This is a genomic window from Pantoea phyllosphaerae (assembly GCF_051025595.1).
Taxonomy (GTDB): Bacteria; Pseudomonadota; Gammaproteobacteria; order Enterobacterales; family Enterobacteriaceae; genus Pantoea.
Genome location: NZ_JBPFDE010000007.1, coordinates 91,194 through 104,106, shown reverse-complemented (window position 1 = coordinate 104,106; position 12,913 = coordinate 91,194). Strand labels below are relative to the sequence as shown.

The window sequence follows — 12,913 nt, the reverse complement described above, 5'->3', positions numbered from 1 at the left end:
AATGCCCGCTTTTTTTATCCCAGCGGGCCGCCCTCAATGGTTTCGCACATGCCCGCCAGCACGCGTTCGCCGGTTTCCTGACGCAGTTCCTGATACCAGGCCGCGGTCGCTGCGGGATCTTTGCCGTGGGTCACGTCGCAGCGCTTGCGCGCTTTCAGCACCAGATCGCGGGTGCGGCTCACGCGCCGCGCCTCATAGCGCAGCAGCGCATCCTCAATGCCCAGCGAGTGGGCAGCGAGCGAGGCAGCCAGCACCAGCGCATCCTCCATTGCCGCGCAGCCGCCCTGACCAATGTCCGGCGTGGTACTGTGCGCCGCATCGCCCAGCAGCGCGACGCGACCGCTGACGAAACGGCTGAAGGGATCGATATCGTGGATTTCGACGCGGTTGGTGGTCGCCGGATCGATGGCGTCGATAAGACACTGCACCGGCTGCGCCCAGCCCTGGAAGTAGCGGCGCAGGTCCGCTTTTACCGTACTGCGGTCTTCCGCGAGGCCTTTCGGCAAAGGTACGTCAAAAAAGAAGTAGAAGCGGTTGCCGCTCACCGGCATCAGCGAGACGCGTTTGCCTTCGCCGACGAAGGTGGTCCACTGATCGGCAGGCGCCAGCGCCGCGTCGATCTCCACCAGGCCGTTCCAGTTGACGTAGCCAGCATAGCGGCGTTCAACTTTTTCGCCCAGTACGCTTTGACGGATTACCGAATGCGCGCCGTCGGCGGCGATCAGCAGGTCGCCGTGGGCGGTGGTGCCGTCTTCGAAGCGCGCGGAGACGCCGTGCTGATGCTGTTCGACCTGCGCGACGCGTTTGCCAAAGCTGACGCGTTCGCGTCCGTAGCTGTCGATTAGCATCGCCTGCAGCTCGGCGCGCGCCACCGGCGAGGGATACTCCCCAACCTGGCGCACCAGCGGTTCCATGCTGAAGCGCGTCAGGGTCGCGCCGCTGGCGAAATCCTGATAGGCCATAAAGGCCATATTGCCGCTCAGGGCGCGCAGCTGCGCTTTCAGACCCAGCGCGTTCAGACATTTCACGCCGTTCGGCCAGACCGAGATGGCGGCGCCGACCGGCTTCATCTCTTTTACCGCTTCAAACACCGCTGTTTCAATACCTGCCTTTTCCAGCGCGAGCGCCGCGCTCATGCCGCCAATGCCGCCGCCAATTACAATCGCTTTCATATCTGTCTCCTTTTCGATGGGAGAAAAGCTGCAACTTTTGTACCAACCCGACAGCGCCCGTCAGGCAGGCTTCTGGCCCTGCCAGCAGGCGAGGGCGCGCCAGCAGCAGGCACCCAGGCAAGAGAAATGCTTTATTTTGGTGCTTAACCGGCCGGATGAATCTTTTGTTTCAGGCTGACCGCTGAAGTGTGACCGCCAGGCGCTTTTGGGTGCGGGCCGCAGACGTTTTTCTGTTCGCCAGCCATACTTAGCCGGTATCAAATCCGGGGAGAGTCAAAATGAAAAGTCGTTACATCATACTGCTACTTACTGCTTTACTGCTGGGGCAGAGCGCTACCGCTCAGCCGACGGCGTCATCAGCGCTGCTGTTTAGCGGACGGGCGCCCATCGCTCAGCTGACGCCGATAGCGGCGAAGTGCGACCTCGCCAGCTGTCAGCAGAACTGCTACGTCGAGCGCTCGCACTGCAATACGCGCGGCAACGGCTCCTGCAGCAGCCAGACGCAAATCTGCGTGCAGAACTGCGCCAGCCAGTGCAGATAGGGTCCTGAGCGGCAAATCTGTTGGTTTGCCGTTTATTGATTCAGGTCAAACCGGCCTGCTGCCGTTTCCCTTTCCTGCCGGTCATCGCCTAAAATAGCGCTTTTGCGCTGCCTGAAGCGGCGCTGCCGCCGGACAATCTTCGCGCTTTTTTAGGGATGTTATGACTTACCTTTATCTGTTTATCGCCATCGTGGCGGAAGTGATTGCGACCAGCAGCCTCAAGGCTTCGGCATCCTTTACCCGGCTCTGGCCCGCCGTGGTGACGCTGGTCGGCTACATCATCGCTTTCTATTTTCTGACGCTGGTGCTGCGCACCATGCCAACCGGCATCGCCTATGCTATCTGGTCCGGAGTGGGTATCGTGCTGATTTCCGTTGTCGGCTGGGTGGTGTTCAAACAGAAGCTCGACCTGCCTGCTATTATCGGCCTCGGGCTAATCATCGCTGGGGTGCTGGTAGTGAATCTTTTTTCCAAAACGGTGGGGCACTGAAGTTATCTTTTTTCCTTTATCGACGCGAGATAAACGTGAAAAAACAGCTCACCGAGTCCGATATTCATGGTTGAGGTGGGTGGCATCGCCTTATACGCCAGCTGTGCATAGCCGTCGCCTGGCCGCTGAACGCGAGCATTCCAGCCAGAAGAGAGGGGCACAAAAGCGGGAGAGACAGGGCTCCCTTTTTCCATATGTCACGAATTATATAGCAAGCATGAAGAACACAAGATTGGCCTTCTGTATTAGTTACATCATACAATAGCACCTGTAAAAACATCGCACTTAACTTCTGTGCCTGTCATAGAGGTCAAGCAGGTAAAAAAGCGGCTGGCTTAACGATCCGGAAGCGCAAGGCTTCCGGATGTTTGCCGCCTGTCAGACACCATGCTCCAGCCACGCCGTAATCTGCGTCACCATTGCCTGCGTCGAAATGCCATAGCGATCGTGCAGCGTTGGCAGCGCGCCTGCATCGAGAAAGGCGTCGGGCAGGGCGACCTGCCGGAAACGGGGCGTCACGCCGTGGCGCAGCAGCGTCGCCGCGATAGCTTCGCCCAGGCCGCCGGTAATTGAGTGGTTTTCCGCTGTAATCACCAGCCGTCCCGCGCTGACCGCTTCGCCGGCCTCGCGCAGTATCGTCGCCTCGTCCAGCGGCTTGATCACCGGGGAGTGCACCACGCCGACCTCAATGCCGCGGCTTTCCAGCTGTTCAGCCGCCTCCAGCGCGCGCATCGTCATTAAGCCGCTGCTGATAATCACCGCATGTTTGCCTGAGCGCAGCCGCTGCGCTTTGCCGTGCTGATAGTGATAGTCATACTTATCCAGCACCAGCGGCACCTTGCCGCGCAGCAGGCGCATATAAACCGGCCCCTGATGGTCGGCGATGGCTGGCACAACCTGGCTGATTTCCCGCGCATCGCAGGGATCGATAATCGTCAGGTTGGGCATACCGCGAAAAATCGCCAGATCCTCGGTCGCCTGATGGCTCGGGCCGTAGCCGGTGGTGAGGCCGGGCAGGGCGCAGGCGATTTTCACGTTCAGGTTCTCTTCGGCGATCGCCATGCAGATAAAGTCATAGGCGCGGCGAGAGGCGAACACCGCGTAGGTGGTGACGAAGGGCGTAAAGCCTTCGCGCGCCATGCCGGCGGCGGCGCTCATCAGCAGCTGCTCCGCCATGCCCATTTGAAAGAAACGGTCGGGGAAGGCGTCGCCGAAGAGGTGCAGATCGGTATATTTGCTCAGGTCGGCGGTTAAACCGACGATATCCTGACGCTGACGCGCCAGTTCGACCAGCGCATGGCCAAAAGGCGCCGCCTCCGTTGGCTGTCCTTCGGCGGCAATCGAGGCGATCATCGCCGAGGTGGTCAGGCGTTTTTTTGCTGTTGATGTGCTCATCTTATTCTCCCTGTTCCAGCGCAGTAAGGGCTTTATCCCACTCATCGGCATCGACGCGGATAAAGTGAGTTTTCTCCCGGGTTTCCAGGAAAGGCACGCCTTTGCCCATTCGGGTATCGCAAATAATGACGCGTGGCTGCGCTTGCGGCCAGTCACGCGCAGCGTCAAAGGCGGCGACCAGCGCATCAATATCGTTGCCGTCCACCCGCTGCGCATACCAGCCGAAAGCCTGCCAGCGATCGACGATAGGCTCGAATGCCAGAATCTCGCTGCTGTGTCCGTCCGCCTGCTGGTTATTGACGTCGATAATCGCAATCAGATTATCGAGCCGCCAGTGCGACGCCGACATAGCGGCCTCCCAGGTCGAGCCCTCATTCAGTTCCCCGTCGGAAAGCAGGTTATAGACCCGCGAGGTCGAGCCCTTACGCTTCAGCCCCAGGCAGGCGCCAACCGCAATGCCCAGGCCGTGGCCGAGCGAGCCGCCGGTGATCTCCATACCAGGCGTATAGGCTGCCATGCCCGACATCGGCAGACGGCTCTCGTCGCTGCCGTAGGTTTCGCGCTCCGCTTCAGGGATGACACCCGCCTCCAGCAGCGCCGCATAGAGGGCGATAGCGTAGTGGCCGATAGAGAGATAGAAACGATCGCGACCTTCCCATTCGGGATCCTCGGCGCGATAGTTCAGCGCATGGAAATAGCTCACGGCGAGCAGATCGGCGGCGCCCAGCGCCTGACCGATATAGCCCTGGCCCTGAACCTGGCCCATCAGCAGCGCATGGCGACGAATGCGCGTGGCGCGCTGCCGCAGGGTCAGCGGAACCGATGAAGTAAGAGTATGCATAGAACCTCCAGATTAACGATTAACGTCCGCTGCCCGAATACGCAGCACGCAGAGCGCGCCGAGCAGCAGAACCGCAGCGATAAAGTACATGCCCGACGCGGGCGAGCCGGTCAGGGTGGTAATTGAGCCGATAAGCCAGGGCGAAAAGAAGCCGGCGAGATTAGCGATACAGTTGACTGCCGCGATGCCCGCGGCGGCGGAGACGCCGCCCAGCAGGTTGGTCGGCAGCATCCAGAACAGCGACGAGGCGGAGAGAATGCCCGCAGCCGCCAGACAGAGAAAGAGCAGCGACAGCGTGACGCTATGGCCCAGCAGGGTCGCCATCGTCAGGCCCGCCATGCCGAGCACCATCGGCACGATAAGGTGCCAGCGCCGCTCACGATGGCGATCGCCGCTGCGGCCCGCCATCAGCATAAACATGATGGCGCACAGATAGGGCAGACTGGTCAGCAAACCGATATGCAGCGGCTCGCGGATGCCGGCGTTTCTCACCAGCGTCGGCAGCCAGAAGGTCAGGGCGTACTGACCCATCACGACGCAAAAGTAGATCGCCGCCAGCGTCCAGAGGCGTTTGTCCGCCACAAACTCTTTAATGGTGCCGTGATGCGACTTCTGCTGGTTATCCTCATCCAGATCGGCGCGCACCATGCGTTTTTCGCCCTCATCGAGCCAGCTCGCCTGCTCGACGCGATCTTTCAGCACCACCAGCACCACAAACCCCATCAGAATGGTCGGGATCGCCTCCAGCATGAACATCCACTGCCAGCCGGCCCAGCCGTGCGAACCAGCAAAGGTTTCCATAATCCAGCCGGAGAGCGGGCCGCCGATCATACCGGAGAGCGGAATGGCGACGAACCAGAGCACCGTCATGCGCGCCCGACGTTGAGCGGGAAACCAGTAGGTGAGATAGAGCAGCAATCCGGGCGCCAGTCCGGCTTCGGCCACGCCAAGCAGGAAGCGCAGCAGATAGAACTGCCAGGCGGTCTCGACAAAGGCGAAGGCGCCAGAGATCAGGCCCCAGGTGATCATAATGCGGGCGATCCATCGGCGCGCGCCGACGCGATGCAGGATCAGGTTGCTGGGCACCTCAAAGAAAAAGTAACCGAGAAAAAAGATCCCGGCGCCAAGGCCGTAGACCGTTTCGCTTAGCGAGAGATCGTCCATCATTTGCAGCTTGGCGAAGCCAACGTTGACGCGATCAAGATAGGCGCAGAGGTAGCACAACATTAAGAACGGCATCAGGCGCCAGGCAATTTTGCGATAGGCGCCGTCGCGCGCAGCGACCGCCGCACCGATATTCAGCGTTGTCATGGTTATCACTCCGGGAGTGAACCAGCAGCCAGGCTGCTGGAGAAAAGGGGGACGATCAGTGGATCAGCATGCCGCCGTTCACGTCTAAAGTGACGCCGGTGAGGTAGCTGGAGAGATCGCTGGCGAGAAACAGCGCGGCGTGCGCCACATCGTCAGCTGCGCCGAGGCGTCCAAGGGGAATCGAATCGATAATGGCGTGACGGCGCTCGTCGTGCAGGAGTCCGCCGGTGATATCGGTCTGGATGAGGCCGGGCGTCAGGGCGTTGATGCGGATCTGATCCGGCCCGAATTCGCGCGCCATCGCTTTGGTCAGGCCCAGGACGCCCGCCTTTGCGGCGCTGTAGTGCGGACCGCCGAAGATGCCGCCGCCGCGCTGCGCCGATACCGACGAGAGAGAGACGATACTGCCACCGCCCTGGCGCTGCATCGTAGGGATCACCGCCTGGGACATCAGCAGCGTGCCGCGCAGGTTGACATCCAGGATGCGGTTATAATCTTCAAGCCCAATCTCCAGCGTTTTCACCGGCTGCGTAATACCAGCGTTATTCACCAGCACGTCGATGCGGCCATACTCCTTCAAAACCTCCGCGACAGCGCGCTGAATCGCCTCGGCGTCGGTGACGTTGGCTGCAAGGCCCAGATGGCCAGATCCCAGCTCCAGCGCGGTACGCTGCGCTGCCGCTTCATCGAGATCGAGCACCACTACGCGCGCGCCATGGTGAGCGAAGCAGGCGGCGGTGGCGCGTCCGATACCGCGCTGGGACGCGGCGCCCGTAATAATCGCAACTTTCTCTTTCAGCAACATAAGTGACTCCAGATTCTTTTTTTATAGGGTTCGGTATCGCTACCGGCAGGGTTCATCCTCAGCATCAGAAATAGCGCTCAAAGTGGCAATGCAAAAAAATTCATTTGATGCTGAATGAAATTGTTGGTTTGATGCAGTTAACAATTTTCAATGTTTAAAACGGACATAAATCACAAAATTTTGAGCGGGAAGAGTTATGGAAAAGCCAGTCAGCCAGCTTCCTTCATTAAAATCGCTGCGCGTGTTTGAAGAAGTGGCGCAATCGGGAAACGTGGCGCGTGCGGCGGAAAAATTAAATATCACCCCCTCAGCGGCGAGCCACCAGCTGGCGAAACTGGAAAAAGAGCTGGGCTCGATTCTGTTTAACCGCTCGGCGAAAGGGGTAGCGTTAACCCTGGCGGGCGAGCGCTATTTAGCGGAGATCCGGCCGCTGATCCTCAGCCTGACGCAGGCGACGGCACGGCTGCGCAACGAGAAAGATCGCAGCGCGCTGCGCATTCACTGCGCGCCCAGTTTTGGGCTGTTATGGCTGCTGCCGCGTATTCATCAGTTTCGCGAAGCGCACCCGGACATACAGGTTTCGCTCTCCTGCTCCTATGAGAACTTATCTTTCAGTCGCGATAATATCGATATCGCGGTGCGTCATGGCTTTCCGGAATGGAAGGCGTTTGAAATAAAAACGATTCGCCATGAAAAAATGTCGGTACTGGCGTCGCCCGACTATCTAAATAAATATCCGCTGCGCTCGCCGGACGAATTAAATAACCACGCGCTGATCCTTTCCGAATCGCCGTTAATTCAGTGGCCGCAGTGGTTCGCCACGCAGCAATTGCCGCAGCCGACCCAGGAGTGGCTGTTTCGCTTTGACCGATCCTACATGAGTCTGGAGGCGGCGATGCTCGGCCACGGGCTGATTTTCGAAAGCGAACTGCTGGCCGCCGACTATCTTCGCAGCGGCAAACTGGTCAGGGTATTTGATGACGCCATGAGTCTGCCGGTCAGCGCGCATCACCTGGTTTATCCGCGCGGCTATGCGCAGTTCCCGCGCGTCAGCTACTTTTTGCAGTGGATTCAGGCGCAGCTGGAAGACTGACGCGCGCCCTCAGCCGCGATAGCGGATAGCCTCAACAAAAGCGGCGAAGGCGGAAGAGGTATTGCGTCGGTTGGGATAGTAAAGGTGATAGCCTTCGAACAGCGGGCTCCAGTCGGCGAGCACTTCAATCAGGCGGCCCGCCTCGATATGGGGACGCGCCATATGCTCCGGCACGCAGGCCAGACCGATACCGTCCAGCGCGCCGTTCAGCACGTGAATAATGCTGTTGGACAGCAGTGGACCGTTGACCCGAATCGATAACTTGCGGCCTGCTTTTTCAAACTCCCAGGCGTAGACGCTGCCGCCCGGCGAGTGGCGGATATTGATACAGCGGTGCGACGTGAGATCCTGCGGAACCACCGGAACCGGATGCGCCTGAAAATAGGCGGGCGTGCCGACCACCGCCAGTCGCCAGTCAGGCCCGAGGCGCACCGCAATCATATCGCGGCTGATCGATTCCCCCAGCCGAATGCCGGCATCGAAACGTTCGGTGACGATATTGGTAAAGCCGTAGTCGATGCAGATTTCCACGCTGATATCGGGATAGGTGGCAAAAAAGGTGGGCAGCGCAGGGCGCAACAGGATCTCGGCGGCATCGTCGGAACAGGTGATGCGTATATTGCCAGCCGGGGTATTGCGTAATTCGCCAATGCGCGCAATTTCGCTGTTTATCTGTTCGAACAGGGGCGCCACGGACTGCAGCAACCGTTCGCCCGCTTCGGTCGGCGCGACATTGCGCGTGGTGCGCGCCAGCAGGCGCACGCCGATACGCTCTTCCAGATTGCGAATGGTATGGCTGAGCGCCGACGGACTCACACCCAGGCCTGCCGCTGCTTTGGTAAAACTCTGCTCGCGCGCCACAGCAATAAATGCCTGAATATCATTCATCTTATCCCGTCCTTATTTATGATTTTAATTCACAGAGACTGGAAAATTAGCCTGGTCAGGAGAGGGAATCCAACGCCATTTCGCGAATCGCACGGATCATTAAAACCTGCAACGCGCTGTTAAATGGCGCTGTGCGGGCGTTTCGTTAATTAATGAATTTTATTCAGCAGCGTATGCGGCGAGAGCCGGTTAATCATTCCACTCATCTCTGTAAGGATAGGGCGAAAGCAAAAGCCATTAAGACCGGAGCACTATGGATATTCAGATAAATAATAAAAACGTTCAGGTCGATGCCGAAGGGGACACGCCATTACTCTGGGTATTACGCGACGATCTGGGCATGACGGGAACGAAATATGGCTGCGGTCTGGCGCAGTGCGGCGCCTGTTCGGTGATGATCGACGGGCAGGTGGTACGATCCTGCGTGACCCCGATCGATAAGGTCGCCGGAAAGCAGATCACTACCATTGAAGCGATCGAGAGCGACGATGTGGGCAAGCGCGTGGTGGCGGCCTGGGTGAAGCATCAGGTGCCGCAGTGCGGCTACTGCCAGTCGGGACAGGTGATGGCGGCGACCGCGCTACTCAGGCAGAACGCGCATCCCTCGGACCAGGAGATCGCGGCGGCGATGGTCAATCTTTGCCGCTGCGGCACTTATAACGCCATTAGCGCGGCCATCCACGAGGTGGCGGGCCAGGGAGGCGATCGGTGAGAGAAAAGTCCGCATCATCCGAATTTCCCCGCGGCGAAGACCCCGCCAACCTGTCGCGCCGCCGCTTTTTACTGGCGTCGGGCAGCGTAGCGGGGGCGCTGGTGCTGGGCATTGGCCTGCCATTAGGCCAGCCGCGCGCCCAGGCGGCGCAGCAGAGCCTGCCGCCCGGCACGCGCGTGCCCGCCTTTCTTGAGATCCGTCCAGACAGCAGCGTGCGTTTTCTATCACCGTTTATCGAAGGCGGACAGGGGATCTTTACCGCTATGGCGCAGATCGTCGGCGAAGAGCTGGATGCCGATCCCGCCACCTTTGTCGTTGAGAACGCACCGGCCGGCGACGAGTACAAGGTCATGGACAGCGGCATGCGCATCACCGGCGGCAGTCAGTCGGTGCGTACCAGCTACACCACCATGCGCCGCCTCGGCGCGCTGGCGCGCCATATGCTGCTGCAGGCGGCGGCAAGCGCGCTGGCGGTGCCGCTCGCCTCGCTGCGAACCGAGCCGGGGAAGGTGATACACGACGCTTCAGGGCGGACGCTGACCTACGGCGAGCTGGCCAGCCGCGCGCGCGATCTCCCGATTCCGCCTGCGGACGCGGTCAGCCTGAAAGATCCCGCGCAGTTCCGCTGGATCGGCAAGCCCATCAAGCGCCTGGATGCCTGGGAGAAATCAACCGGGCAGGCGGTTTACACCATCGACTGCCGCGTCGACGATATGCTGCATGCGGCGGTGCAGCACGCGCCGCGTTTTGGCATGACGCCGGGCGCATGGCGCAACGAGTCGCAGGTCAGGGCGATGAAGGGCGTGCACTCGGTGCACCGGCTGCCGGGCGCGGTGGCGGTGGTCGCCGAGCGTTGGTGGCAGGCGAAACGCGCGGTTGAGGCGCTCCAGGTCGAATGGCTGGCGCCTGCCGACGCCGGGCTAATGCCGCCGGATTTTTCCTCCGACGATTTCGCCCGCACGCTGGCGAACGAACCGGGCGACGGCCAGGAGGCGGAGGTCAAAGGCGACCTGGCTGCGGGCATGTCCGCCGCCAAAACCACTCTCAGCGCCACCTACCACAGTCAGTATCTTAATCATGCTCAGCTGGAGCCGCCTTCGGCGCTGGCGCGCTTTAACGGCGACGGCACGCTGGAGCTGTGGATCCCTAACCAGGCGCCAGAGATGTTTCAGGGCGAGGTGGCGAAGCGCACCGGGCTCGACGCCAGCAAAATCCTGATTCACTCCCCGTTGCTGGGCGGCTTTTTCGGGCGACACTTTGTCTATGACGGCGCGATGGCCTGGCCGCAGGCGGTTGAGCTGGCAAAGGCGGTCGGCCGTCCGGTTAAGCTAATCTGGAGCCGCGAAGAGGAGTTTCTGCGCGACACCCATCGCCCAATGGCGGCGGTGCGCTTCCGCGCCGGACTGGATGACGAGGGCTATCCGCTGGCGCTGGAAGCGGTCAGCATCTGCGAAGGCCCGACCGAAGGCATCTCCGGCAAACAGGGCGATAAGCTCGATCCCACCGCTACCGAGGGGTTGACCGGCAAATCCTATGACATTCCTCACCTGCGCATCGCGCAGATCTATAAAAAAGGGCCGGTGAAGCTGGGCTACTGGCGCTCGGTCGGCAACTCGATGAACGACTTCCTCTACGAGAGCTTTCTCGACGAAATCGCGGACCACGGCAGGCTCGATCCCTTTGAGCTGCGTCTGCGGCTGCTGAAGGGCAATGCGCGCCTGACGACGCTGCTGCACGCGGTGGCCGATCTCTCCGGCGGCTGGAAACCGGGCCCCTATACCGCCGAAGATGGCAGCCGGCGCGCCCGCGGCGTGGCGATGGCGTCGCCGTTCGGCACCGAAGCGGCGGCGATTGCGGAAGTCGCGATTGAGAACGGGCAGGTCAGGGTGCACCGGATCTGGGAAGCGATCGATCCCGGCAGCATCGTTAATCCGGCCATCGTCGAGGCGCAGGTCAACAGCGCGGTCGCGCTGGGGCTGTCGCAGGTTCTGCTGGAAGAGGCGCAGTTTGAGAAAGGACAGCCCGTAGCGCGTAATTTCGATCTCTATCCGATCCTGCCAGCGTCGCGCATGGCGCAGGTCGAGGTACGCATTATCGAGAGCGGCGCCAAAATGGGCGGCATCGGCGAACCGCCGCTGCCCGCCGTGCCGCCCGCGGTGGCGAATGCGGTCTCCAGGCTGACCGGTCAGCGTATCCGCTCTATGCCGCTTTCACGCTACAACTTTACCTGAGCCGCAGGTTCGTAAGGAAAACATCATGACCAGGAAAAGGCTCTGCCTGCTGCTGATTGCAGCGCTCACTATCGTGGCGGGCGCGCTGCTTTGGATGCTGCGTACGCCAGCGTCGCCTTTCGACAATGAAGCGAACGCCGGGACCGCCGCGCCGCCGGATCTTATCCAGCGCGGCGAATATGTCGCGCGTCTGAGCGACTGCGTCGCCTGCCACAGCACGCCGGAGAACGCGCCGTTTTCCGGCGGCCTGGCGATGGAGACGCCGGTCGGGAAAATCTATACCACCAATATTACGCCCGACCGCGAGAGCGGTATTGGCCGCTATTCGCTGGCTGACTTCGATCGCGCGGTGCGTCAGGGCGTGGCGCAGGACGGACATCGGCTCTATCCGGCAATGCCATTTCCCTCTTATCAGAAGCTGAGCGATGAAGATATTCGCGCGCTCTATGCTTTTATGATGCACGGCGTGCAGCCCGCCTCGCGGCAAAATCAGCCGTCAGAGATTCCCTGGCCGCTCAATATGCGCTGGCCGCTGGCGCTGTGGCGCGCCGCCTTCGCCAGCGGTGAACCCTGGCAGACGGTGGCGAACCGCGACGCGCTCTGGAACCGCGGCGCCTACCTGGTGGAGGGCCCCGGCCACTGCGGCAGTTGCCATACGCCGCGCGGCCTGGCCTTCAACGAAAAAGCGCTGGATGCGCGCAGCCCGGACTATCTGGCGGGCGCGCTGCTTGACGGCTGGTATGCGCCCAGCCTGCGCGGCGATGCCAGCACCGGGATAAGCCGCTGGAGCGAAGAGGAGGTGGTAACCTTTCTGAAAACCGGACGCAACGCCCACGGCGTGGTGTTCGGCTCGATGACGGATGCGTTCAACAACTCCACCCAGTTTATGCGTGACGACGATCTGCGCGCCATCGCGCACTACCTCAAGTCGCTGCCGCCGGGCAGCAACGACAGCGGCAACGGCTGGCATTACGCGGCGAGAAGCGAACAGGGCGCGCGCCCCCCCGGCGAGCAAACCTTTATCGCGCGCTGCAGCAGCTGCCATGGCGCCGACGGACGCGGGCAGGCGCCGTGGATTCCGCCGCTGGCAGGCGCCACCTCGATGCAGGTCGATGCCTCTTCGGCGATCAATATCGTGCTGAATGGCTCCGCCCGCGTGGTCGCCAACGGCGTGCTGGACGCCTATCGGATGCCGCCATACCGCAAACAGCTTTCCGATCGTGAGGCAGCGGACGTGCTCAACTATATTCGCTTATCCTGGGGCAACAGCGGGGCGCAGACAGAGGCGAAAGCGGTAGCGGAGATGCGTCAGCACACCGATCCCGCCAGCAGCAACCCCATTATTTTGCAGATGCGTTAGGCCATACCGAGGGGCGCTACCTGGTTTTAGCACGGCGCCCCTAGGCTATTACTGAATTTTATTCACAATTACA

The 12,913-nt window shown here is 60.9% G+C and carries 12 protein-coding genes; 6 read left to right on the top strand and 6 right to left on the bottom strand.

Annotated elements, in window-relative coordinates; translation table 11 throughout:
• Window positions 1-14: 14 nt before the first annotated feature.
• Complete coding sequence (gene hpxO, locus ACR6A7_RS11375; RefSeq protein WP_434124952.1) at window positions 15-1,172, bottom strand: FAD-dependent urate hydroxylase HpxO; 1,158 nt, start codon at window positions 1,170-1,172, stop codon at window positions 15-17.
• Window positions 1,173-1,450: 278 nt separating this feature from the next.
• On the opposite strand from hpxO, the gene ACR6A7_RS11370 reads away from it, so the two are divergent.
• On the top strand, window positions 1,451-1,714 hold the full coding sequence (locus ACR6A7_RS11370; protein WP_434124951.1) for a hypothetical protein: 264 nt from the start codon (window positions 1,451-1,453) through the stop codon (window positions 1,712-1,714).
• Window positions 1,715-1,874: 160 nt separating this feature from the next.
• Window positions 1,875-2,204, top strand: a complete 330-nt coding sequence (locus tag ACR6A7_RS11365; protein WP_434124950.1) for an SMR family transporter — start codon at window positions 1,875-1,877, stop codon at window positions 2,202-2,204.
• A 378-nt stretch (window positions 2,205-2,582) separates the two neighbouring features.
• On the opposite strand, the gene ACR6A7_RS11360 is transcribed toward ACR6A7_RS11365, so the two are convergent.
• From ACR6A7_RS11360 to ACR6A7_RS11345, 4 genes are read right to left on the bottom strand one after another with little or no spacing between them, the layout of a single operon-like run.
• The gene (locus ACR6A7_RS11360; protein ID WP_434124949.1) at window positions 2,583-3,599 is read right to left on the bottom strand and encodes a transketolase family protein; all 1,017 of its coding nucleotides are present in this window, start codon (window positions 3,597-3,599) and stop codon (window positions 2,583-2,585) included.
• A gap of 1 nt (window position 3,600) precedes the next feature.
• Window positions 3,601-4,440 carry a transketolase gene (locus ACR6A7_RS11355; RefSeq protein WP_434124948.1) on the bottom strand — a complete coding sequence of 280 codons (840 nt, stop codon included), beginning with the start codon at window positions 4,438-4,440 and terminating at the stop codon, window positions 3,601-3,603.
• 12 nt (window positions 4,441-4,452) lie between these two features.
• Window positions 4,453-5,751, bottom strand: a complete 1,299-nt coding sequence (locus ACR6A7_RS11350; RefSeq protein WP_434124947.1) for an MFS transporter — start codon at window positions 5,749-5,751, stop codon at window positions 4,453-4,455.
• Window positions 5,752-5,806: 55 nt separating this feature from the next.
• On the bottom strand, window positions 5,807-6,556 hold the full coding sequence (locus ACR6A7_RS11345) for an SDR family NAD(P)-dependent oxidoreductase (protein ID WP_434124946.1): 750 nt from the start codon (window positions 6,554-6,556) through the stop codon (window positions 5,807-5,809).
• Window positions 6,557-6,752: 196 nt separating this feature from the next.
• On the opposite strand from ACR6A7_RS11345, the gene ACR6A7_RS11340 reads away from it, so the two are divergent.
• The gene (locus tag ACR6A7_RS11340) at window positions 6,753-7,649 is read left to right on the top strand and encodes a LysR substrate-binding domain-containing protein (protein WP_434124945.1); all 897 of its coding nucleotides are present in this window, start codon (window positions 6,753-6,755) and stop codon (window positions 7,647-7,649) included.
• A 9-nt stretch (window positions 7,650-7,658) separates the two neighbouring features.
• Here ACR6A7_RS11340 and ACR6A7_RS11335 read toward each other — a convergent pair whose 3' ends face one another.
• Window positions 7,659-8,537 carry a LysR family transcriptional regulator gene (locus ACR6A7_RS11335; protein ID WP_434124944.1) on the bottom strand — a complete coding sequence of 293 codons (879 nt, stop codon included), beginning with the start codon at window positions 8,535-8,537 and terminating at the stop codon, window positions 7,659-7,661.
• Between the two features lie 253 nt (window positions 8,538-8,790).
• Between ACR6A7_RS11335 and ACR6A7_RS11330 the strand changes: the two genes are divergently transcribed.
• The 3 genes from ACR6A7_RS11330 to ACR6A7_RS11320 are packed head-to-tail and all read left to right on the top strand — an operon-like array spanning window position 8,791 to window position 12,840.
• Window positions 8,791-9,249 carry a (2Fe-2S)-binding protein gene (locus ACR6A7_RS11330; protein WP_216492724.1) on the top strand — a complete coding sequence of 153 codons (459 nt, stop codon included), beginning with the start codon at window positions 8,791-8,793 and terminating at the stop codon, window positions 9,247-9,249.
• The gene (locus ACR6A7_RS11325; RefSeq protein WP_434124943.1) at window positions 9,246-11,480 is read left to right on the top strand and encodes a xanthine dehydrogenase family protein molybdopterin-binding subunit; all 2,235 of its coding nucleotides are present in this window, start codon (window positions 9,246-9,248) and stop codon (window positions 11,478-11,480) included. The genes ACR6A7_RS11330 and ACR6A7_RS11325 overlap by 4 nt, the downstream gene beginning before the upstream one ends.
• Window positions 11,481-11,505: 25 nt before the next feature.
• A complete protein-coding gene (locus ACR6A7_RS11320; protein ID WP_434124942.1) occupies window positions 11,506-12,840 on the top strand; it encodes a c-type cytochrome in 1,335 nt (444 codons plus the stop codon).
• Window positions 12,841-12,913 lie beyond the last annotated feature (73 nt).

Excerpts from the sequence above, each read along its gene's own strand:
- ACR6A7_RS11370 (WP_434124951.1), top strand. The coding sequence starts at position 1,451 with ATGAAAAGTCGTTACATCATACTGCTACTTACTGCTTTACTGCTGGGG.
- ACR6A7_RS11320 (WP_434124942.1), top strand. The coding sequence starts at position 11,506 with ATGACCAGGAAAAGGCTCTGCCTGCTGCTGATTGCAGCGCTCACTATC.
- ACR6A7_RS11335 (WP_434124944.1), bottom strand. The coding sequence starts at position 8,537 with ATGAATGATATTCAGGCATTTATTGCTGTGGCGCGCGAGCAGAGTTTT.
- ACR6A7_RS11360 (WP_434124949.1), bottom strand. The coding sequence starts at position 3,599 with ATGAGCACATCAACAGCAAAAAAACGCCTGACCACCTCGGCGATGATC.
- ACR6A7_RS11365 (WP_434124950.1), top strand. The coding sequence starts at position 1,875 with ATGACTTACCTTTATCTGTTTATCGCCATCGTGGCGGAAGTGATTGCG.
- ACR6A7_RS11340 (WP_434124945.1), top strand. The coding sequence starts at position 6,753 with ATGGAAAAGCCAGTCAGCCAGCTTCCTTCATTAAAATCGCTGCGCGTG.
- ACR6A7_RS11355 (WP_434124948.1), bottom strand. The coding sequence starts at position 4,440 with ATGCATACTCTTACTTCATCGGTTCCGCTGACCCTGCGGCAGCGCGCC.
- hpxO (WP_434124952.1), bottom strand. The coding sequence starts at position 1,172 with ATGAAAGCGATTGTAATTGGCGGCGGCATTGGCGGCATGAGCGCGGCG.
- ACR6A7_RS11330 (WP_216492724.1), top strand. The coding sequence starts at position 8,791 with ATGGATATTCAGATAAATAATAAAAACGTTCAGGTCGATGCCGAAGGG.
- ACR6A7_RS11345 (WP_434124946.1), bottom strand. The coding sequence starts at position 6,556 with ATGTTGCTGAAAGAGAAAGTTGCGATTATTACGGGCGCCGCGTCCCAG.
- ACR6A7_RS11350 (WP_434124947.1), bottom strand. The coding sequence starts at position 5,751 with ATGACAACGCTGAATATCGGTGCGGCGGTCGCTGCGCGCGACGGCGCC.